The sequence below is a fragment of the Kineosporia corallincola genome (assembly GCF_018499875.1).
Lineage (GTDB): Bacteria > Actinomycetota > Actinomycetes > Actinomycetales > Kineosporiaceae > Kineosporia > Kineosporia corallincola.
The window spans coordinates 13,747-34,402 of sequence record NZ_JAHBAY010000010.1; the positions used below are offsets into that span (position 1 = coordinate 13,747).

Here is a 20,656-nt window from a genome sequence, read left to right on the forward strand (position 1 = left end):
CTCCTCGCTGGTGCTACTGCCGCTGGCCTCGCCATGTTCGCTGGCCAAGACAAGCCGCTCGTGATGGCGGCCTGGATCGGGTGCTCCGGCAGCGCACTCGTCCTCTTCCTCCTCGGCGCAGGCAGCGATGAGCGACCTCGCTGACGCCATCGCGGCCGACGACGCCGCCGAGGACCAGGGCATGCACCCCGACGACCGGGCCACCTGCCACCGATGCCGGGCATGGGCCACCCCCGAACACCTCACCAGCCCCCGGCATCAGGAAGGAGTCAGCTCATGGTGATGGCCCGCCGACCCGAAACCGGTTGGCTGCGAACCCACTACGACCGCGCCTATCAGCACCTCACCAACCAGCGCGGCCACACCATCCGCGACGAGGCCATCGACGTCCTCACCACCGCCATCCGATCCGACACCGACCCCTACCGCATGAACGCCATCGCCGACGCGGTGGAAGACGCAATCAATGACAAGGAGACACCGTGAACGTCATCTCTTCGAGCCTCGCAGCCCTGGCCGCCGGTGGGGGACCGAGCACGTCGCCGCTCGAAACGTGGATCGAAAACAACGTGCTCCCGCTGGTGTGCATCATCCTCGCGATCGCTGTGGCCATGGCGTTCAAGAAGGGCCTCGGCGCCGCCCTGGGCGTCCTCGCTGTCATGGTCGTAGCTGGCGCCATCATGAGCGGAGCAGCGCTGGATTTCGGGGACAAGCTCGCCGGCCTGTTCTGATGGTTGTCCGCACAGATGACGCGATCCAGGCCGAGAGGGGACAGCTGATCGAGCTGTCCGGGATCGAGCTCCCGATCCACCCGTACTACGTCCTGGTCGCTGTATTTCTCGCTGTGGCTGTGCCTTTCGGATTAATGGTTCATTGGGGCGGTGGGTCCATGACGTCGGCCGTCCTGTACTCCTCGGCCACAGCGACCCTCGCCCAGGCATGGGTCGGTCGACAGCTCACCAAGGGCGTCACCTTCGTCGGGCTCGCTCAAACCTGCTGGGCGGAGGCCTACTGGTGGTACATCGCCAGAGTCGATGCCGTCCACGAGCGCGAAGCCCGCAAGCCCGGCCTGCTCATCGCGAAACCCCTGACCAGAAAGAGGTGAACCTGTGATGGTCGCCCGCAACACCGGCCGCCGCAAGGCTCCGAACGAGAAGCTCCCCGCGGGCGTCCGGCTTCCCATCCGACGACTCGACGGCGGCATGCTCTGGACCGCCGACCGAGTCCAGCAGTGGTACGAGCTCCCCGGGACCCGCTGGTATTTCCGGTCGAACGAACAGCGTGAAAGCGGCCTGAAACAGACCGCTCTCGCGTGGGCGTCGGCAGCCGGCGTCACAGCGACCAAGAACGGTCGGACGCGCGTGCATCTGCGGGTGACGACGCGCCCGTACGACGCGGCGCAGTGGGCGCGCGATTACGACCGTCGTGTCCGCGAGCATTCGACCCCGCTGGCAGGGGATGCATGGTCACAGCATCTGGTCACCCCGCAGCAGGCGATGGTCGGGCGATTGAATCTCGCTGACACGCGCGTGTTCTGTGGCGTGGACGTGGCCGACCGCAGCATGTGGGAGGCGGCGCTGGCGAAGGCGGGCGGCAGCAAGGAGGCCCGACGAGTCGACGCCGCCCGACGGCAGGTCGACAACGCCATGAGTATGCCCGGTCTCAGCGCGCACCCGATCAGCGCCGACGACCTGGAGTGGCTGGTCCACCGCTCGTACGGGCTGCACATGCCCGCCCCATCGTCACCGGCGCAAGGGGAGCCCATGGGGCCGGAGGACATGGCCACGTTCACCGACGGCGTGGACATCGAGCAGATGCCGGACGGGCACTCGGTCCGATTGACGTCGCGGCAGCCCGGTCGTGAGGTGGTCCGGTACGTGACGGTTCTCGCGATGGGTCGGCAGCGTAACGACCAGCTCGACATTCCCGGGTCGCAGGAGCCGTGGATGGCGTACGCGCGGACGCTGCCGTTCGCGGTCGAGATCAGCGCGCACGTCGAAATCCTCACGGGGGAACAGGCCCTCAAGTCCGTGAAGCGGGCGCTGGATCGGGTACGGGACAACCTCACTCAGCGGCGTAAGCACGGCCTCGACATCCCCCGGCAGAAGCTTGTCGTCGAGCAGCAGTCGATCGACGTCACGCATCAGCTGGAGCAGGGTGACGATCTCGCGTCGTCGCGGGTGATCGGCCAGGTTCGGTTCGCGGTCTCAGGCTCCAGCGAAGAGGAGGTCGCGGCAAGGGTCCTGGAGATCCAGACCCGGTTCCGGCAGTACCAGATCGAGATGTGGAGGCCTCGGGGTCAGCGGGCTCTGGTCTCCGAGTTCGTTCCGGGCGCGCGGGTTTCTTCGACGTCGCACACCCGGTATATGCAGCCGATGTGGTGGGCTGCTGCGGTCCCAACCCTGGACGCCAGCGTGGGCACCCGTGACGGCTACTACCTGGGCTGGACCGTCGGAGCTTCACGCCGGCCGGTGTGCTGGGACCAATGGGAGGCCCTGTACAACGACCAGACCGGTCTGCTGCCGATCATCGCTGAGCTTGGCGGCGGAAAGTCGTTCTTGGCGGGGATGCTCGTTGCCGAGGCTGTGAAGCGTGGTGTCACACAGGCGACGGTCCTGGATCCGTCCGGTCCGCTAGCGCGCCTGTGTGACCTGCCGTCGATCGCCGCCGTGTCGCAGCACGTGGACCTGCTGTCCGCGCCCGCAGGCACGCTGAATCCATGGACGGTGGTGCCGATCCCGGACGACAAGGCGTGCGAGACGCACGAGGAGTGGATGCTGGCTCGGCTGGAGGCTGAGCGGGAGCGGATCACCCTCGCCAAGGATGTGATCATGATGCTGCTGCCGCAGACCTACCTGTCCCGGTACGCGACGACCGTCCTGGTGAACGAGGCCGTGCACCACGTCGGCGGTGACTACAACCGCAGCCTCTATGAAGTGATCGAGGCACTCCGGAACACCAAGAGCCCCGATTTCCGTGTCGACGCGCATGCTCTCGCCGTCGAACTCAAAGCGCTCTCGGACGAGCCGCTGTCCCGTCTGTTCTTCGGGTCATCCAGCCTGGACGTCGACCACGCCCTCGACACGGACGCCCGGCTCCTGGTCCTCACCATGCCGGGACTGACCCTCCCCGTGACCGGCTCGGATCCGACGACATGGACGACGGGAGAACGCATCGCGCGTCCGCTCCAGCACCTCGCGATGTACCTCGCGAGCAAGCGCGCCTACGGTGGCCCACGCGAGCTCCCGAAACTCCTGGTCGCGAGTGAAGCGCATCACCTCACCCAGTCCGCGGCGGGCAAGGCTCTCTTCACTCGGCTCACCCGTGACAGCCGGAAGTGGCGGCTGCGGTACATCGTCGACACCCAGCTCGGCAGTGACGTCCTCGGGCAGACCGGTGGCGGCCTCACCGTCGAGTGCTTCGTCGGGCGAACCGAGTCCCCCGAAGGACAGGCCGAAGCATTGAAAATGTTGCGCGTGCCCGCGGGTATCGGGTTCGAGCGAGTCCTGGGCGAGCTCTCCCCGGTGGGTCCGGATGGCCGGCGCGCGGCGAACCGTGAGTTCCTTTTCCGTGATGCCCGCGGGCGCGTGGAGAAGATCGTCGTTGACTGCCCCGACCCCGACCTTGCTCTGGCGCTGTCCCCGGACAAGGACATCCCGCAGGCATGGATCGACCACGCACGGCGGGTTCGCGGGGAACGGATGGTGTCAGCATGATGCGGCGCATCGCAGCTTCTTTCGCGGTCACCGTGGCCGCTCTTCTGTCGACGCTGATTGTCGCGGCACCAGCGCAGGCAGCGGAGAAGAGCCTTGACCCCAAGTGCGCGCTGTCGCCGCAGGCATGCCTTGTTGAGGGGGTCGTCGATGGTGATGGCTGCGACGGTCCGCCGCCAGCCGCCCCGGACATGGGGGTGTCGTCATGGTTGGTGCGTGATCCGGACCCGATCCCGCCAGCTGTCGGCGCGTTTGGGCCGGACGCGGAAACCACGATCTACGAGCAGTACGGGACCGGGTGGGCACGGTGGCGGACCTGCGATCTGAACCCGGCGTGGATGACCGACTCGATCGCGGTGCAGTCGCAGGCCGACAACAGCATGGGGACGTGGATCCTGTCGATCCCTTCGTTTCTGACGTCGGTGTACGCGGCAGTGATCACGGTGGCGATGGATCCCGGTTCCTGGCTGGGATGGCTGCGGCCGGTCCTGGTAGGGATCACCGATGGTCTCCAGGACGGGCTGACCACTCCTGCGGTCCGGGTCGCGCTGCTGGCGGCGGGTTTGATGCTGCTGTGGCATGCCCGGAAGCAGGCCCTGCACAAGGCTCTCGGCGTGCTGCTGATGGTTGTTGTGGTGGGCGCCGGGATCACGTTGATCACGACGGATCCGTACCGTTGGGTCGAGGATGGGACCGGCGCGACGGCTGATGTGGTGGCTGGTGTGACCGCGTCGACAGAAGCGTCTGACAGCAACGACGGAAGCTCGAAGGACCCTGCTACGCAGGCGACTTCGCGGGTGGTCGATGTGATCCTTTACCGGCCGTGGCTGCAAGGAATGTTCGGGAGCTCGGATTCAGCGACCGCGGAAAAGTACGGGCCGCTGCTGCTGAACGCAGGTTCGTTGCGGTGGTCTGAGGTCCAGGAGATCCGCGATAACCCCGACAAGGCCAAGGAAATCGCGGAGACGCACCAGAAGGCATGGAAGTCGATCATGGGGTCGCTGGAGAAAGAAGACCCCGCTGCCTACGAGTACGCCACCGGTCGTGACGGGGCGAACCGCACGCCCGCCGCCCTGCGATCCCTGATCGCGATGCTGTGTGTGCTGCCGATTCTGCTGGTCGGCGCGATCGTGATCCTTGCCGTCGGCCCGCAGCTGCTGTGGTCGACCGTGCATCTCCTGGTGGTGCTGCCGCTGGCGATCCTGCCGTCACAGACCGCGGCGTCACACGTGCGCGCGCCACTGAAAGCCGCCCTAGCAGCAGTCGTGAACGCGGTCGCGATGGGCGTGGCGATGGCGGTGCAACTGCTCGCCATGGCGGTCCTGTTCGATGAGGGATCGCGGGTCCCCGAGTGGCTGGCACTCCTGCTGGCGTGCCTGCTGACGATCTTCATGTGGCGGGCCACCCGGGCGCACCGGCAGGTCGCTGCCGCACCCATGCGGTGGGCATGGCGTGGCACCAAGGCCGGAGTCGGACTCGGTGTTGCCGCGGCGACTGGCGGGTGGGGCGCGATCGCTGAGGCCGCCGCCCGGCAGCGAGCGGACGAGCCGGAGACCGACGAACCGAAGCCAGCCGATGACTCTGCGCACGCCGAGCGTGCACCGCTGGCCATCGAAGCGGGTGAGTTGCCCGCCCAGCGGGAGGAGAGGCTATTGATGGAGAGCGAGGTCCTCGCGGCGAAGGCCCGGCTCACCAACATTCCCAGGCCGCGCACACCCGGATACGAGGCGCCGACCGGGCCGCTCCTGACGTCAGTTCCGGGGGAAACGCACTGGACGCCACCCACCGAAACGAGCAGCGAGACAACGCCCGTCGCAGGTCGCAGCGTCACCGACGAGGCGCTGGCTGATGCGCAGGACGGGACGCCGCGGCAGGAGGAGTACGTGTCCGCCGGGTCAGCGCCCATGACGTACGACGACGGCGGGATCACGGCCACCGTGTGGAGTCCGGGCACCGGGGAGATGTCGCTGGAGGACTCGTATTCGGCGGTGGCGTCTCCGGCGGTCGAGGTCGAGCCCCCGCGTTCGGGGTTCGTGCCGGTCGAGAAGCGGACGATCCGATTGGACGGTGACCAGTGAACACGGTCGTGGAGTGGGCGATTCGCCGGCCGATGTGGGCTGGTGCGCTGATGGTCGTGGTGGCGATGCTCGTGCTTTCTCGGTGCAGCGGTACTGGTGCGGAGCCGAGCGCAGTGGCAACCAGCGCACCCGAACCCACGCGCCAGCACACTGAAGAGCACGTGGATCCGAGCGAGGTGGCCAGCACGCAGGCCGCCACCCACAATGACGATGCTGAGCGGGCAGCCACCCGATTCACTCAGGCCTGGCTAGCTGCGGGCCGGCGGGCGACGTGGCTCGCGGGCATGGAACCGTACGCCACGCGGGAGTTGCTCAACGGCCTGCGATCCACCGATCTCACCGTTGTCCCGGACGCGCACATGAGCGGGCCAGCGGAGGTGCTCGTCGACGGTCCCGCGCTCTACCGGTACCGGATCGGCCTCGATGACGACTCGGCCGTGCAGGTCGAGGTGATCACCGACGGCGACGATCCACTGGTTGCGTCGATTGACCGGGAGCGGGAGTAGTGCGCCCGGCTCGCGTGGCCGGGGCCGTCCTGCTGGTGTGTGCCCTGCTGGGGTCGATGCTGATGCTCAGCCTGTACGGCGGTGGCGGCGGCCCGGTTGAGGGTGAGGCTGCGTCCGGGTGCGCGGTGGATGTGGACACGTCCGGCACGGTCACGGAGCTGACCGAACCAGAGCAGCAGGACAACGCACGCACCATCATCCAAGTCGGGTTGCGGTTGAGAGTCCCATCGCGTGGTCTGACCGTCGCGATCGCGACGGCGATGCAGGAGTCGAAGCTCCAGAATTTGTCCGGCGGTGACCGAGACTCCCTCGGGCTTTTCCAGCAGCGGCCGTCGTCGGGCTGGGGCACGCCGGCGCAAATCATGGATCCGGTGCTCGCCGCTGAGGCGTTTTTCGGACGCGCGAAGCACACTCCCAATCCTGGGCTGCTGGATGTCCAGGGCTGGGAGTCCATGTCGATCACTGATGCTGCTCAGGCGGTGCAGCGGTCGGCGTTTCCGCTGGCGTACGCGCAGTGGGCTCCCCTGGCGGTCAAGGTTGTTGATCAGGTGACTGGCGGTCAGGAGTCCGCGGCTGCCCCCGTGTGTGGTGGGGGCGGCGCGTCCGCCGGCTCATGCAAAGGCCCGACCGACTTCTCCGGTTACGAGAATGGGCGGATTCCTGCGGAGGCCCTGTGCGCGCTGAAATTCGCGCCCGGACACCACCTCAGGTCGGACGCGGCGAATGCGGCCGAGCAGTTGGCCGCCGCGTACAAGGCTCACTTCGGCAGCAAGCTCTGCGTGTCCGACGCCTACCGGGACTATCAGGGCCAGGTCGAAGCAAAAAAGAAATGGGAAGCGCAGGGTAAACCGCAGAACGCGGCCACCCCGGGCACCAGCAATCACGGGTGGGGGACCGCGCTCGACCTCGGGTGCGGGGTCAACGAGGGCTACCACACCCCCCAATATCTGTGGATCAAGACGAACGGGCCGTCGTACGGGTGGCACTGCCCCGCGTGGGCCGTCGAGGGCGGCAGCGGCCCGCACGAGCCCTGGCACATCGAATACGGGACATCGTGACGATCAACCCCGCGTGGGCCGATAGCTGCCAGCCGGTTAGCAGCTTGCAGCTATCGGCTACCCGGCTGGCCCGGCGCTACCCTGAGGGCGTGCCCGCCGAGAAGCTACCGAGAAGTTTCGCTGTCGCCGTCAAGCTGATGGCGGACTATGCCCTGCTCGGCGACCGGATGGCGCAGGCCCGGGAGCTCGCCGCGGCCGAGCTGAAGGACGCCGGGATGTCCGCCGAGGACATCTCCCAGCTCTTCAAGCGGGCCCTCGAAGAGCGGACAGAGCTGAGTCCTCGGCACCTTGAGCAGATCGGCGTGTCCAGGGCGACCATCAACAACGCGATCCGCGCGCACCGCATCCGCACCGGCGACGCCTGACCGCCACAGGTGGACAGCGTGGACACTGTCCACCTGATGTCCACTGTCGAATGTCCAGGCCCTGTCCACCAGGTACGGCCATACTGAGGACGTGGACACACCAATCCCAGCGACCCCCGACGAGGCCGCCAAGCGAGCCCGCGGCGAGCTGTGGCTGTCCACCAGCGGATCTCTGCACCAGGACTGGCACCCACCCCGCGGCCACACGTACGTCCGGATCGACGAGGTCCGCGGGGACTGGGTGGGCCGGCGCGTGATCCGGCAGGCGGAGGACCGGACCCATGATCGCGGCTGGTACGTGGTCGCCCCACCGCAGATCGGCGCGATGCTGCCTGATGCCCCGAATCCGGCGAGTGTTTACGTGCCGGTCGTTGGCGAGCGGGCCTGGTGGGAGCACGTGATCGGCGGCGCGGCGGTTCGGCCGGAGCGGTGGGTCCGGGTGGAGCGGGTGTGGCTGGATGAGTCGGAGGATCCGGCTCCCCGCTGACTCAGCCCGCTTCGTCTCTCGCGGGCCTGGTTCTGCCGTGACCGGCTCGGGGGTGCTCGTCTCGCCCTGCGTGGCGGGGCTTCGTCTGCTTGTTGGGCGAGCGTGAAGTTTGGTTGCGGGGGTGACTTCTGACCGAGACCTCCTCCCTGGGGGTCGTCGGCCTCGGTCAGCGTACACACCCTTGTCAACTTTCGGCTAGCCGACTAGCAGCTATCCCCCTCTCTCAGGAGAGCTGAACCACCGGCCTGTGGCCTGACCGTCCCGCTGCCGATTCGCGGGCCGCGCCGCCCAGCCGGACGCTCGTTGGATGGCTGCTAACCGGCTAGTCGACTGGTAGCTTGTTGGTGTGTCGAGCAACCACCAGCGCATCGGATCGGCGTGGCGTCGAAGCCACGACCAGCGGCGGCGGGAGGTCTATGGCGACAGCCCGATCTGCCACTACCTCGGCCGTCTGCCTGGAGCGTGCGATGGCGATGTTGAGCGGCACCACGTCGTCGAGCTGGTCGACGGGGGACACAGAGACAGCACGGTGGACGCGTGCCACCGACACCACGTGGAGGTGACTCGGATGAACAAGGAGTTGCGGACCGGCATCCCGCCGCTGGACGACTTCGTCGATGGCGTGGTGGACACGGTCAAAGAGCTGCTGCCGAAGAGGAGCGGGCAGAAGACCAAGCCAGCTGGACAGGCTGGTGGCCGACGAGGTGGACAGGCGGCCGGGCAGAAGAATGCCTCGCGTCCGGCCGTCGGGTGGACAGTGGTGGACATTCACCTGGTCGCGACCGTGGCCGTCCTGGCGGGGGCGGTGGCTCTTCGGTGGGTGGACATGTCCGGGTGGGCGTGGACACTCGCCGGGGCCTGGGCCGGGTACCTGCTGGTGGCCGGATGGTGGTTGCTGACGGTCCGGCGGCGGGCGGTCGAGCGCGCCGAAGTTCTGTCGCTGGCGGTCCGGGCGGTGAAGGCTGACCCACGGTTCGTGACAGCGAAGCGTGTCCGGTGGGGGTGGCAGCACGGCCTGCGGGCGGACATCCGCGCGGCGCGTGTCCACTTCCCGGACGTCGAGGCGATGAACGACCCGGGCACTCGGAAGCGGGTGGCCGAAATGTTCTGGCAGGCCCTTCACGCCGAGGTCGAGTTCCCCGATCACGCGCTCCACCCGTACTTCGACTGGTGGGTGGCCGAGGGGCCGTCGGAGCCGACCGACGAACCGATGCCCGCCGAGGAACCGGCCGAGGGGCAGCACGAGGCGCTGACCGGGCGCATCGCCGAAGGCCTGCGGACATCCCTGAAAGTTCCAGCCAAGGACCGCGACAAGGTTTCGGTCTCGGTCGAGGCCGCTGACAAGGAGGGGCCGTTGCGGATCCGGGTGGAATACCCGGACTCGGTGAAGGATGAGAGCGACGAGTTCGCGCCCGCCGTGGTAGCGAAGGTGACGGCCAAGGGCCCGAAAGGGATGCGGTGGCGGGCTGAGCCAGACACGCAGGCGAACGTGATGGTCCTGCATCGCCGCCCGCCCATGCCGTCGAAGATCGACAATCCGATGGGGTCGACTAACGATCCGGGCCGGGGGCTGCCGTGGCACGTCATCCCGATTGCTCGGGAGGAGACCGGGCGCCCGGCCGTGATCGATCTGAAGAAGAACCCGCACACCCTGTTCGTCGGGAAGACTAGGACAGGGAAGACAGTCTCCGCGCGGACGTTCATGCTGGGTGCGGCTCGTAATGGGTTCGATGTGCCAGCGGTGGATCCCAAGCAGATCGAGTTCGACGGTCTCGAGGTGGTCCCGGGGATCACGGTGTACGCCGACGACGAGGCGAACGTGGTCGCGGTGGAGACGGTTCACGCCGAGATGAAGCGGCGCTACCGCCTCAAGCATGAGCAGAAGGTGCGGCTGGACTCCCACCGTCCGATCTTGCTGACCATCGACGAGTACCAGGAGTTCTGCGAGGTCGCTCTGGCCCTGCACCTGGAGGAGGGCGGCAGGGGCAAGGAAGCTCCCGTGGTCGGGATGGTCAAGTCGATCGCTCGGCTCGGTGCCGCCGCCAACATCTTCCTGCTCCTGCTGACGCAGCGTTCGGACGCGGACTGGTTCTCAGGCGTGCTGCGGGAAAACATGGGAAATCGGGGGGCCTGGGGTCGGCTGTCGATGGAGGCGTCCCGGATGGTCTTCGGGTCGTCGAACGTGGGCCGGGACGTGCCGTCGATCAAGGGGCGCGGGAACTACTTGAACCCGGATGGCGAGATCGTCGAGATCCAGTCGTACTGGACGCCGAACCCCGAGGACGACAACCTCGCCGTTCCTGACCGGGAACTCATGGACCAGCTGCTCGCAGCGTGCCAGAACCGCGCGCCCTGGGGCGACGTCACAGAGGCCGCGCCTGCTGTGCCGGCTGAAAACGGCCCGATCGGGCTGGGGTTGGACGAGCTTGCCCTGATGTTGGAGGACGAGGAGTTCGTCTGGGTGCTGGATGACCAGGGCGAGGCGTTCAAAGTGGTCGAGGTCGGCACCAACCAGGACGACGAGCCGGAGATCACCCACGAGCTGGGCGACGGTAGCCGTGAGGTTGTCGGCGTCGACGAGTGGATCCGGTTCGAGCTGCGGGGTGAGTCGTCGTGACGAAGTGGTTGACGCGCCTGTCGCTGACAGCGGTGTTCGTGCTCGGCATCCACGGCGAGATCGTTGTGGGCGTCTTCGTCGGCCTCGCGCTCTTCGCGTACGCGCTGCCGCTGGCGATCGACACCTACGTGGTCGCAGCGTTCCGGGCCGGCCGGGACATCGCGTGGGCACTCTCGCTGCTGGCGGTGACGATCGGCGGCGGCCACTACCTGATCGGCGCGACCGGCGGCGACCCGAAGCGCGCGGTCAAGGCCCTGGGAGAGCACGGCTCGGTGCCGCAGGGCGCGATGGGCGCGGCCGTCGGCGTGGTCATCGTGCTGGTGTTGTGGCGGGTCCACGTCCTGTCCAAAGCGATCAAGGCCGACGAGGCAGCGGCGGCGCAGGCGGTGCTCAACGCCGAGCGGGCTGCTCGTGACGCCGAGATCGCGGAGCAGGAGCGTCTGGCCGCGCTCGAGCATGAGCGTGTCGAGCACGCCGCGAGGCTGCGCGCCGAGGAGGCAGACCGGGCCCGGGCAGAGCGGCGCGAGCGCGAGCAGGCCGACCGGGATCGTGAGGAGGCGAAGGCTCGGCAGGCACGAGAGAACCGTGAGCACGCTGCCCGGCTGGCGGCAGAAGAGGCGGAGCGGCGTCGCCGGGCCGAGCAGGACCGAGCCGCAGCCGATCTGGCCCGGCGCGAGGCTGACGCGCGGGCGGAAGAGGCCCGGGCCCGGGTGCTGGCCGAGCAGGCGGCGGCGGACCGGGCTGCTGCCGACCGAGCCCAAGCTGAGGCTGCGGCGGCCCGGGCGGCGAAGGCCAAGCCACCCGCCGCGGCGAAGCCGGAGCCGGCCGGGCTGCATGCCGTTCCGTCGCCGACTGCGAGCCGTGAGGAGTTGATCGAGAAGGTGCGTGCCGGGCAGCTGTCTCATCGGGAAGCGGCCGACCAGCTGGGGGTTTCGACGAAGACGATCCAGAGGGCGGTGAACGGCTGATGATGAATTCGACGCACGGCCCGACCGGCTTGGCTACCGGCTTGCTTGCGGCGACGACGTACCGGGCGGTGGTGGAGACGCCGCCGTTGTCGTTGACGGTGTGGTTGCTGGCGTCGTCGGTGGCGGGGGCACTGCTGATCGACATGGATCACCACAGTTCTTCGCCGGCCCGGCTGTGGGGGCCGTTGACGCGGGTTCCGGCGGCGGCCCTGGGGAAGCTGGCTGGCGGGCACCGGGCGGCGACCCACGACCTGTCGAAGGGGGCGCCGATCGCTTTCGCGATCGTGTTGGCGGCTGGTCTGATGGTGCCGCAGCTGGTCGCTGGGATCGTCGCGGATGTCAGGGATCCGGGGGTCATCTGGGTCTGCCAGTTCGCGGCCCGGTTGACGGGGATGGCGGTGATCGCGCTGATAGCTGGGCTCGCGTTTGTGGGTGCGGCGGCGTTCATTCCGGGCAGGTGGGAAGGCGATGGCGTCTGGAATTTCATCGTGTCGTGGCTGACTGCTGGGGCGGTGTCGTTCGCGTATCCGTCTGGTCTGCCGTCGTCGGTGGTGTTGGTGGTGGGGGGTGGTGTGGCGTTGGGGGTTGTTGTGGGTATCGCGGGGGACGCGATGACGGTCTCGGGGGTGCCGTGTTTCGGGCGGGCTCGGCACCTGTTGCCGCGGGGGTTCCGGATCTCGACGGATTCGCGGGCGGAGGTGTTGTTGGTTCGGGTCCCTGTGCTGCTGCTGTGTTGGTGGCTGGGGTGGCGGTTGGCTCGTGATGGGTATGGCTTTTTCGGGTTGCAGCCTGCGGCTTACTTCTGATTTTCGTTGTTAGGTAGAAGCTTTCGTCTAAGGCTTGGCGGAGTCCGGCCGATGTGTTCTTGGGCTCGTCCGGCCCTCCCTGGTGTTGGAGCACGAGGGAGGGCCTGTGTGGACGAGCTGCCACCCGATCTACAGAGGAGATCGAGCGCATGTTCAAACTATCCATGCCTGCTGTCCGTCGCGGCGTAGGCGCCCGTCGTCCGTTCGCCCGGGGGCTGGTGGTCCTTGCGGCCGGCGCCGTGATCGCCGGGACCAGCGCGGCGGCCGTGCCGGCTCAAGCCGCGGCGCCGGTCGAGCAGGGTTATCAGGTGCAGGCCCGTGGTCTGGGCGTCAAGGTCAAGGCCGGGCCGATCCTGGCCAAGAAGTACGGGTTCCCGGACGAGCACCTGGGTTTGCTGACCGTGAACGGGCAGGCGGGTATCTGCTACGACTACGGCGAGAAGTCCCCGGATGGATCGTGGGCCAGCGGTCCGATCGCGGACGTGCCGAAGGGCAAGATCCGGGATCGGATGCAGTGGATCGCGAACCGGTACTGGCCCGAGGCGCAGAAGAGCGACACGGCCGCGGCGGCGTATAAGTCGGCGATCAACCGGCTGCGCAGCAAGGAGTTCAGGTCGGACTGGGCGAAGAGCTACGTGCCTCAGCTGCGGAAGAAGGCCCCGTCCGTGATCGGGCTCGCGGATCGGATGCTGGCCGAGTCCTCGAGGTTCGCTGGCCCGGCGAAGGTCACCCTCGCCTTCTCGAAGCCCGCGCCGGGTGGCAAGGGGGTTGCGGTGGTGACGTTGACCGTCGGCGGAAAGGCGTACCCGGGTCAGTCAGTGAAGTGGGTGGTCTCGGGCGCAGCCACCTCGAGCGCTGCCAAGTCCACGGCCAAGGACGGCACGGCGAAGCTGTCGTTCATTCGTGGCGCTGGACCGGTGTCCATCAGTGTGACCCCGACGGTCCCGGAGTGGCGTGAGGCCGGCTACACGGTGCCGTCGCGGGCGACCGTCCAGCACCTCATCCGGGGCGGCTACAGCACGACACTGAAGGCGTCCGGGAAGTTCGACTCGCTGGCCGGGGTGACGGTCTCCCAGAAGTGCGACTCGACGTGCGACGGGCGGCCCCCGGTGACCATCGCGGCGAAGTCGAGCGGGTCCCCGATCCGCTGGCAGGCGGTCGCTGACGGAAAGATCGTCAAGACGCTCGATGTGGGCGCCGGGAAGTCGGGCAAGGCCACGTTCGCTGGCGTCGATGGTCAGGACGTGGTGCTGCGCTACTCGGTGCGGGTGGCCGGGAAGTGGTCGCCCTACCGGTTCGCGCGGACGTTCACCGTGGTCTGTCCTGCTGCCCCGGTCCTGACCATTCAGGCCGTGTGTGACTGCAAGGGCAAGGGGACGGCGGCGTTCAAGGTGGCTGCTCCCGGCGGGCCGCGCTTGTACGAGGTGACGGTGGCCGGCCAGTCCAAGCGGATCGGTGGCCGCGAGGTGGCCGACTTCCAGGTGCCGGTGAAGGCGCTCGACGAGACGCCCGTGACATGGTCGGCGCTCGACTCGGCAGGGAAGCAGATCAGGGGAGGATCGCTGACGCCCTGGACCTGACCTGACCTGATCGAAGAGGCGGCCCCGACCAATCCCGGTCGGGGCCGCTGTCACGTGTGCTGCGATCTACAGGGGAGCGCTGGCCTGAATGATCTCACCCTCGTCGATGGGGTGATGTGCCCAGGACACGAGCTGCCCCGCGTCCACCATCACACCAGGCGTCAGATCGTCGCCGTCAGCGACGTCCTCCACGTCCTCGCCGGCCTGGATCCTGGCGAGAGCGTCATCCAGGGCGGCCTGTACCCGCCGATTCGTCTGGTCGACGAGGTCGGCCGCCGCGTCCTCTGCCCGCGCGGCCAGGGTCTCGGCAGCCGCCTGGATGCGCTCCGGGTCGTCGGGCACCGACACCCAGGGCGCGATCTGGGACGTGTTGCATTCCGGGCACTTGCGGGCCCATGCCTGCGGGGTGCCCGTGTCGGTTTGGAGCGAAAACTGTTGCGGGGGAAGGTTTCTACCGCATTCTGTGCAGTAGCCGCCGTCGCTCCACAGCACCACGGCGGTGACCAGCTGGCCGCTGTCAGCCTCGCTCGGGCCGGTGAAACGCGCAAGGTAAACACCATCAGGCATTGTCATCGCTGCTCCCGGGCTGTAGGTCGGTGCGGGCGCCCTGGCCTGGCCGCTGCCAGGACTGGAGCGTGGCCAGAGTCCAGTAGGGGCGGCCGTCGCCGGAATGGCCGTCCGGTGCCGGAGCCTGACCGCGGGAGACATACCCGCGCCAGGTGCCAGATTCGATCCCGAGGATCCGGGCGACAGCCGGGCCAGACAGCCGGTCCTCCTCGATGACCACCAGCGGCTCGTAGGTCAGGGTCCAGATCCCGGCGACGTGACGGGCCAGCCACGAGCGCAGGGTCTGCCAGGCCTGCTCATGGGCCTGCCGCACCGCGGCGTGGGCGGCGTCCGCGCTGTCGTGCTCGCCGAGCGGGCGCAGGGATCCGGCGTGGCCGATGTCGGCGGCCCACCGGTCGGCGTCGATGCGGCGAACCCGGGCACGGGTGTACCGGGACGACATCACCGGCGGCAGATCCGGCTCGCTGGCGGCCAGGGCCTCGCGGACCTGCCGGGCTCGCTGCTGACGGGCCGGGACGCTCCCGACGCTGGCACGCCACCTGGCGTCCGCGATCTCGATGTGCCGCATGGCTGCGTAGAGGGTCATCGGCCCGTCGTGGCGGGCGACCTCGGCGGCCCTGGCCAGGCAACTGGGCTGGGCGGTGACGACCTGCACGCTGTCGGGGTCGTCGGTGGCCCAGTACTGGACGGCGCCGTCGATCTCGACGATGACGATCCCCGGCGCGTCAGGGGCGCGGACGTCGTCGCTCGGGCCGAGTGCGGTGACCCGGACGTATTCGCCGAGGCGTGGCTGCTCGGGCTGGTAGGCCGGGGGTAGGGACTCGCTGGTGATGGTGGCGCCGACGAGGTGCTCCCAGGCGCTGACGGTGGTGGCCATCAGTAGCCGTCGCAGTCGTGGCCGCCGCAGCTGGATCCGTTGCCGAAGCTGGAGCAGTTCCCGCCGGAGATGCAGTCGCGGCGGGTGCCGGTGCGGCGGCGGGAGGCGTTCGACCAGCCGCCGCGGGGGGCGCTGGGAGTCTTGGTCTGCTGGGTGAGGTAGCCGTACACGTACTGGGTGCTGCCGACGGTGAAGGGCTTGCCGACGCTGACGATGTTGACGTGTTCGACGGTCCGGTTCGCTTTGACGACGGCGACGGTGCGGCCGGCGCTGATCTGGCTGGCTGGGCCGTAGACGACGGTCTGGCCGGCCTTGTTCTTGCGGTACACGTTGTCGATCTTGCTCATTTCAGCCCCTGGGGGTCGTCGTTTCCCGATGACAGAACCTTACAACGGTTCAGTGCTGTAAAGTTGATTTACTGTTTGGTAGTCAGGAGAACGGCCTACACGCCCACAGAAGGGCCTGCTCTATGGGACGCCCCTTGCTTCGGTGACTCGGACTTCCTGCTTGGGGCCGATGGTGCGGCGGCCGACCATCAGACGCACTCCTGGCAGCCCTTGGGTCCGACCGGGAGCCCGCAGTAGTGGCAGTTTCCGCTGGCGCGTCGGGATTCGGCGAGGATGTCCGCGACGACGGTTCCGATAGGGTCGGCGCCGATCGTCACAGTCCGGCCCGGGATCACGCCGGCGTCGATCTGTGCGTAGGCCTCGGCGTGGGTCCTGGCGGCGGCCTTTCCGCAAGCGAGGGCGTCTTCTGCGCTGGCCCAGCTTCCGGACCGGTTGATGTACTGAGGGTCGACGCCGTCGGGGAGGATTGAGTAGGAGAAGTGGCCTTCGGGCCAACCCTCGGTGGGGGGCTGGGTGCGGTAGACGGCGACGGTGCAACCGAGGTAGCTGATCCGCTCGACGAGTCCTGCCTCTTCCTGGGCGGCGGCATCGGCAATTCGCTGGGCCTGTCCGGCAATCCAGGCGTCGACGTCGGCGCGGTCGCTGACGATTCCGTCGAGGTTGTTACTCATGTTGTCCCCCTGGCGATGGAGTGAGCGTGGTGTTTGGTTAGCGCTTCCCGAGCCACTTGCGGACGGTCATGCGGTCGACGCCCAGTTCGGACGCGATAAGCGTCTCGGGCTTGCCCTCTTCGTGGGCCCTAAGGGCAGCGGCCTGAGCTAACAGGATGATCTGATCAACTTTGCTCCGAGCGGCGGCAAGCTGCTTGCCGATGGGCGCAAGCGGGACGACACCTTTGGGCGAGTAAATGCGTACGGCGTAAGGGCTGTTCGTTTGGGCTTCGGCCTTGATGGCCTCGGCCCGCTCGGCCGTGGCGCAGAGGTGGACGAAGTGCTGGTCGGTGCGGATCTGTCCGGTGACGGCGTAGTACGGGCCGCGTTCCGCGATGGTCCTGTCGACCTGTTCGCCGCGGCCTGAAGTAAAGGTCTGCATGTAGATCACTCTACATGCAGATTGTAGACGCGTCTACAGATCCCGACTCGGCCGAACGGCCTACACGTCCCCGGATATCTCGAACATGTCCGGCGGGTACGCCTGCACCGTGATGTCCACGAGGTGGATTTCCGCGAGGTCTCGCTCCCACTGCCCGGTCGCGGCCCACCATCCGATGCTCCCGGCGCCAATGGCGGTCCGGTAGTCGGGGCTCAGGGTGTGGGGCAGGCCGTCCCAGGCGTCGCGGAAGACACCGATGACGCGCTGGAGGTCGTAGGACGCGAACTGGTGCCAGGCCGGCTCACTGTCGCCGGGTAGCTCGTGTTCGAGGGCGGCCCAGAAGGCGGGGGTGGTGAGGACGCGGTGTGTCACGACGCGGCGGATTGCTGGCCGCGGTCGTTGAGGCGCTGGAGGAGGCCCTTGAAGGCTGCCTGGTGGGGTTCAGGCATGTGGTCGAGTTCGTCGAGGCTGCGGACGGTCGAGGCGGCGAAGTAGCGGGCGGCTTGGTCGTCGTTGAGTGCGGCGAGTTCGGCGGGTGTGAGGAATCGGCCGGTGTCGCGCCAGGTTTTCGGCTGGTCCATGTGTCCTCCCCGTGGTGTGTGTTCACGATAGCTGCGGGGGGCGGTCTGTGGGCTGGGTGTGGGGTTGCTGGGGTGCTTGTGGCTGTGGGTTGCATGCCGGAGGCCAGGAGGCCCGGGTTGGGGCCCTGCGCGGGCTCCTGGCGGGTGTCCTGGCCTCTACTGGTTGTGGCAGGTGGTGTCGTGGCCTTCCCAGGCGAGCCAGTGACAGTGCGGGCACGCGGTGAGTTCGTCGGGGGTGGGTTGGCGTGGTTGGGGGAGGAGCTGGGACGAATCAAGATCGTCGCCTGGGCTGGGGTCGCGCGCGGGTGACGTACCCGGCGAAGGCGATCTGGGTTCCTGGTCTATTCCTGTTGTTCCTCCTGGCTCCTCCTTGGCGGGTCGTTGGTTGACCCGTGTCTGGGTCAACGGTTGACCCGTGTACACGGGACGCTCATTGACCCGTGTACACGGGTCATCGGCTGACCCAGGATTTTCCTTCCTAATCCCGTCAGGTACCTGGTTCGGTCAGCCGGACCACGATCTACGACTGGACGAAACCGGCAGCACCTCAGAACCGCGCTCGATAGCCGCTACTTACGGACCTTCACCTTGATGGTCTTGGAGTAGCCCGCCTTCGACAGATCGTCGGCCGGCACACGGATCCGGATCCGCAGAACCCCATCTGAAGGGGAGACGGTGGCCTCTTCGTAACAGCCGACCGTGTCGGTGTACGTGTACTTGAGGCGACGCCAAGACTTGCCGGGCCAGTGGTACTCGATGGCGGCCTTACGGAAAGTCTGTCGCTTCCCGCCCGCCGTGACGCATCCCTTGAGCGTGAAAACCTGGTCAACCCGCGGGCTTTGACGGCCGGGCCTGATAGTCGCCTTCGTGTTCATCTTCTGGATCTTGTACACGAGGCTGATCACGTCCTCGTATGACGTTCCGTCCTCGTCAAGGTATTCGATGGTGCCGCTGACGTAGTGCTCGCCCGGCATGTCGCTGCTGCACCAGAGGATCGCATCATGTCCGTGGCTAGGTCCGGAGCCGTATTCGAGGATGCCGCCATCGTCGGCAGCGAGGTCTAGCTGCCAGTCGGTTCCGGCGGGAACATCGGGGAGGTCCCAGTGGATGGGGACGTCGATGCAAATATCGGTCGAGGTGACGAGGCTGGGCATGTAGACCCTGCCGCCGGGGACGTTGGTGGAGTCGGCTTCCGCTGCGCTATCTGCGAAAACTAGGCCAGCGCAGGCAACTACGGCCGCTGCCAGGCATTGAGCTGTTCGGATTGGTCTCGCGATACGGCTCAACATCAGTCCTCCGGGGCCGATGAACCTGGTGTCAAGGGCTCGCCTCTAGCTCCCCGGACTCGGTTGGCGCCGAGGACGGATCAATGCCAGAGGCGAGCTGCCAAGCACCTGAATCCCCAGGAGCTCAGCATGTCGCACCCTTTCACGTCGCCCGTGACCACCCCGGGAAACGCGGATCCGTCGTCCGGCCGATCGGGACGTGGCTACTCGGCCGACCACCCGGCCAGCAAGCCGTCCAAGGCGCGGACCATCAGCGCCGGTCTCGGCGCCGCAGCGGCCCTCACCATCGCCACGGCCGCGTTCTCCGCCCTCGGGTCCGGTGACGCGCACGCCGCGACTATCCAGCAGGCCCGCGTCAAGGATGTCCCGGCGGTGCAGGCCACGCAGGGTCCCATCCGTGTCCCGTCGGGCAAGCTGCGCTGCACGCGGCCCGGCCAGTGGCACGCGACGGTCCATGTCACGACGACCGGCACGACGAAGGCCGGGACGCACATCGCGTCGGTGCAGGTTCAGTACCAGCACGGTGGCCGGTCAACTCTCGCCGGGCAGGCGTCGTCGAAGAAGCGCACGGTGCCGGTGACGTTCTGCATCTCCCCCTCCCAGGTAGAGGGTGGCCGCGGGCCGATCCGTGGTATCGCGTCCGACGTCATGGAGGGCGGCCACTCCAGGTCTTTCATCATCCGGTTCTCCCGGTGATCATCCTCCTGGTCCTGGCGGTCATCGCCGTTCTCGTGGCTGGTCGCATCGCGATCCAGCGCGTCCGCTGACCCGGGTCAGCCCTACTCCACAGACATCTCCCGTACGCGGATCATCCGCCTGCGGCAACCAGATTCGAGGCACATCATGTCCACCACCACCAACACCGCCGCCGCAGTCTCCGCGGGGCTGCACATTCCCCGGCCGCACTCCGACCAGTTCACGTCGATCGCCGGACACCTCGCCAACAGCCAGCTCCTGCGCGGAGTCGGCATGGACCAGCACGCCGACGCCGAAGTCCAGCTCGCGATCTCCCAGCTCCGGTACCTCGCGCGGGTCGAGGAAGCCCGCGAGACCGTCGAGGCGCAGCAGCTGATCGCCCGGGCCAGCCTGACCGAGGAGGTGCAGTCGTGAGTCTGCGGAAGCGTCGCATGACGATGCCCGGGACAGTCCGGTTCGCGGATCGTGAGCCCCGGTCCCTGACGGTCGCGTTGGTGTACGACGCGGAGGATCCGTTCAGGGTGCAGGTCGGGGTGGAGGCTGCGTCGGGATTTCACCACTGGCGCAGTATTTCGAGGGAGCTGCTCGCGGAGGGATGTGAGCAGGCGCAGACCCTGGGCATGGTGAAGATCCGCCCGGACGGCGGGAGCGTGGTGCTCGACTTCTGTGAGGTGGTGGGGGTCGCGACGATCACGGTGTCGCGGGCTCAGGCCCGGATGTTCCTGGGGCAGACGTATCGGATGGTCGCGCCGGTGATCGAGGACCCGTCGGCGGGGATGCTGCCGGAAGTGGAGGCGGCCGTGGACGAGGCTGTGGCCGCGATCCTGGCGGGTGTGGCGTGAGCGCGCGCACGGACCAGCTGCTCGCGATCGCTCGCCGGCGTCGTGAGCAGGTCGAGGCGGAGCTGTCGGTCCTGGACCGGCAGATCGAGGGCCTGGAGGAAGAGGGCCAGTTCGGTGCTGCGCCGGGAGCGCACTGGGAAGGATTGGTTTCGGGGCACGTCCTACCCGGTGTGGTGGGGAGGGGATGAGC

General features: G+C 67.8%; 26 protein-coding genes. 18 read left to right on the top strand and 8 right to left on the bottom strand.

The window, feature by feature from the left end; genetic code table 11:
• Window positions 1–127: 127 nt before the first annotated feature.
• From KIH74_RS22695 to KIH74_RS22760, 14 genes are all read left to right on the top strand, one after another.
• On the top strand, window positions 128–283 hold the full coding sequence (locus KIH74_RS22695; protein ID WP_214158138.1) for a hypothetical protein: 156 nt from the start codon (window positions 128–130) through the stop codon (window positions 281–283).
• A complete protein-coding gene (locus tag KIH74_RS22700) occupies window positions 277–486 on the top strand; it encodes a hypothetical protein (protein WP_214158139.1) in 210 nt (69 codons plus the stop codon). The genes KIH74_RS22695 and KIH74_RS22700 overlap by 7 nt, the downstream gene beginning before the upstream one ends.
• Window positions 483–731 carry a hypothetical protein gene (locus tag KIH74_RS22705; protein ID WP_214158140.1) on the top strand — a complete coding sequence of 83 codons (249 nt, stop codon included), beginning with the start codon at window positions 483–485 and terminating at the stop codon, window positions 729–731. The genes KIH74_RS22700 and KIH74_RS22705 overlap by 4 nt, the downstream gene beginning before the upstream one ends.
• Window positions 731–1,105 carry a hypothetical protein gene (locus KIH74_RS22710; RefSeq protein ID WP_214158141.1) on the top strand — a complete coding sequence of 125 codons (375 nt, stop codon included), beginning with the start codon at window positions 731–733 and terminating at the stop codon, window positions 1,103–1,105. Before KIH74_RS22705 ends, KIH74_RS22710 begins: the two co-directional genes overlap by 1 nt.
• Window positions 1,106–1,112: 7 nt before the next feature.
• Window positions 1,113–3,716, top strand: a complete 2,604-nt coding sequence (locus KIH74_RS22715; RefSeq protein WP_214158142.1) for an ATP-binding protein — start codon at window positions 1,113–1,115, stop codon at window positions 3,714–3,716.
• Window positions 3,713–5,791 carry a hypothetical protein gene (locus KIH74_RS22720; protein ID WP_214158143.1) on the top strand — a complete coding sequence of 693 codons (2,079 nt, stop codon included), beginning with the start codon at window positions 3,713–3,715 and terminating at the stop codon, window positions 5,789–5,791. Before KIH74_RS22715 ends, KIH74_RS22720 begins: the two co-directional genes overlap by 4 nt.
• A complete protein-coding gene (locus KIH74_RS22725; protein ID WP_214158144.1) occupies window positions 5,788–6,297 on the top strand; it encodes a hypothetical protein in 510 nt (169 codons plus the stop codon). Before KIH74_RS22720 ends, KIH74_RS22725 begins: the two co-directional genes overlap by 4 nt.
• A 56-nt stretch (window positions 6,298–6,353) precedes the next feature.
• Entirely contained in the window at window positions 6,354–7,355 is a 1,002-nt protein-coding gene (locus KIH74_RS22730) for a M15 family metallopeptidase (protein WP_214158145.1), read from the top strand.
• An 89-nt stretch (window positions 7,356–7,444) separates the two neighbouring features.
• Window positions 7,445–7,720, top strand: coding sequence for a hypothetical protein (locus tag KIH74_RS22735; protein ID WP_214158146.1), 276 nt, complete (start codon window positions 7,445–7,447; stop codon window positions 7,718–7,720).
• A 91-nt stretch (window positions 7,721–7,811) separates the two neighbouring features.
• Complete coding sequence (locus KIH74_RS22740; RefSeq protein ID WP_214158147.1) at window positions 7,812–8,207, top strand: hypothetical protein; 396 nt, start codon at window positions 7,812–7,814, stop codon at window positions 8,205–8,207.
• Between the two features lie 346 nt (window positions 8,208–8,553).
• Window positions 8,554–10,824, top strand: coding sequence for an FtsK/SpoIIIE domain-containing protein (locus KIH74_RS38840; protein WP_214158148.1), 2,271 nt, complete (start codon window positions 8,554–8,556; stop codon window positions 10,822–10,824).
• Window positions 10,821–11,792 carry a hypothetical protein gene (locus tag KIH74_RS22750; protein WP_214158149.1) on the top strand — a complete coding sequence of 324 codons (972 nt, stop codon included), beginning with the start codon at window positions 10,821–10,823 and terminating at the stop codon, window positions 11,790–11,792. Before KIH74_RS38840 ends, KIH74_RS22750 begins: the two co-directional genes overlap by 4 nt.
• A complete protein-coding gene (locus KIH74_RS22755) occupies window positions 11,792–12,598 on the top strand; it encodes a metal-dependent hydrolase (protein ID WP_214158150.1) in 807 nt (268 codons plus the stop codon). The genes KIH74_RS22750 and KIH74_RS22755 overlap by 1 nt, the downstream gene beginning before the upstream one ends.
• A 149-nt stretch (window positions 12,599–12,747) precedes the next feature.
• Window positions 12,748–14,178 (top strand): hypothetical protein, encoded by a 1,431-nt coding sequence (locus KIH74_RS22760; protein WP_214158151.1) that lies wholly within the window; start codon window positions 12,748–12,750, stop codon window positions 14,176–14,178.
• A gap of 66 nt (window positions 14,179–14,244) precedes the next feature.
• Here the strand turns inward: KIH74_RS22760 and KIH74_RS22765 are convergent, their stop codons facing one another.
• The 8 genes from KIH74_RS22765 to KIH74_RS22800 form a co-directional block, all read right to left on the bottom strand.
• A complete protein-coding gene (locus KIH74_RS22765; RefSeq protein ID WP_214158152.1) occupies window positions 14,245–14,751 on the bottom strand; it encodes a hypothetical protein in 507 nt (168 codons plus the stop codon).
• Complete coding sequence (locus KIH74_RS22770) at window positions 14,738–15,622, bottom strand: hypothetical protein (protein ID WP_214158153.1); 885 nt, start codon at window positions 15,620–15,622, stop codon at window positions 14,738–14,740. The genes KIH74_RS22765 and KIH74_RS22770 overlap by 14 nt, the downstream gene beginning before the upstream one ends.
• Window positions 15,622–15,969, bottom strand: a complete 348-nt coding sequence (locus KIH74_RS22775) for a hypothetical protein (RefSeq protein WP_214158154.1) — start codon at window positions 15,967–15,969, stop codon at window positions 15,622–15,624. The genes KIH74_RS22770 and KIH74_RS22775 overlap by 1 nt, the downstream gene beginning before the upstream one ends.
• Window positions 15,970–16,157: 188 nt before the next feature.
• Window positions 16,158–16,640 (bottom strand): hypothetical protein, encoded by a 483-nt coding sequence (locus KIH74_RS22780; RefSeq protein WP_214158155.1) that lies wholly within the window; start codon window positions 16,638–16,640, stop codon window positions 16,158–16,160.
• A gap of 37 nt (window positions 16,641–16,677) precedes the next feature.
• A complete protein-coding gene (locus tag KIH74_RS22785) occupies window positions 16,678–17,070 on the bottom strand; it encodes a hypothetical protein (RefSeq protein ID WP_214158156.1) in 393 nt (130 codons plus the stop codon).
• 51 nt (window positions 17,071–17,121) lie between these two features.
• Window positions 17,122–17,433, bottom strand: coding sequence for a hypothetical protein (locus KIH74_RS22790; RefSeq protein ID WP_214158157.1), 312 nt, complete (start codon window positions 17,431–17,433; stop codon window positions 17,122–17,124).
• A complete protein-coding gene (locus KIH74_RS22795; protein WP_214158158.1) occupies window positions 17,430–17,642 on the bottom strand; it encodes a hypothetical protein in 213 nt (70 codons plus the stop codon). Before KIH74_RS22795 ends, KIH74_RS22790 begins: the two co-directional genes overlap by 4 nt.
• Window positions 17,643–18,211: 569 nt before the next feature.
• On the bottom strand, window positions 18,212–18,796 hold the full coding sequence (locus tag KIH74_RS22800; protein WP_214158159.1) for a hypothetical protein: 585 nt from the start codon (window positions 18,794–18,796) through the stop codon (window positions 18,212–18,214).
• A gap of 261 nt (window positions 18,797–19,057) precedes the next feature.
• Between KIH74_RS22800 and KIH74_RS22805 the strand changes: the two genes are divergently transcribed.
• From KIH74_RS22805 to KIH74_RS22820, 4 genes are all read left to right on the top strand, one after another.
• On the top strand, window positions 19,058–19,624 hold the full coding sequence (locus KIH74_RS22805; RefSeq protein ID WP_214158160.1) for a hypothetical protein: 567 nt from the start codon (window positions 19,058–19,060) through the stop codon (window positions 19,622–19,624).
• Between the two features lie 147 nt (window positions 19,625–19,771).
• Complete coding sequence (locus KIH74_RS22810) at window positions 19,772–20,038, top strand: hypothetical protein (protein WP_214158161.1); 267 nt, start codon at window positions 19,772–19,774, stop codon at window positions 20,036–20,038.
• Window positions 20,035–20,466 carry an SsgA family sporulation/cell division regulator gene (locus KIH74_RS22815; protein WP_214158162.1) on the top strand — a complete coding sequence of 144 codons (432 nt, stop codon included), beginning with the start codon at window positions 20,035–20,037 and terminating at the stop codon, window positions 20,464–20,466. Before KIH74_RS22810 ends, KIH74_RS22815 begins: the two co-directional genes overlap by 4 nt.
• Entirely contained in the window at window positions 20,463–20,654 is a 192-nt protein-coding gene (locus KIH74_RS22820) for a prefoldin domain-containing protein (protein ID WP_214158163.1), read from the top strand. Before KIH74_RS22815 ends, KIH74_RS22820 begins: the two co-directional genes overlap by 4 nt.
• Window positions 20,655–20,656: the final 2 nt, after the last annotated feature.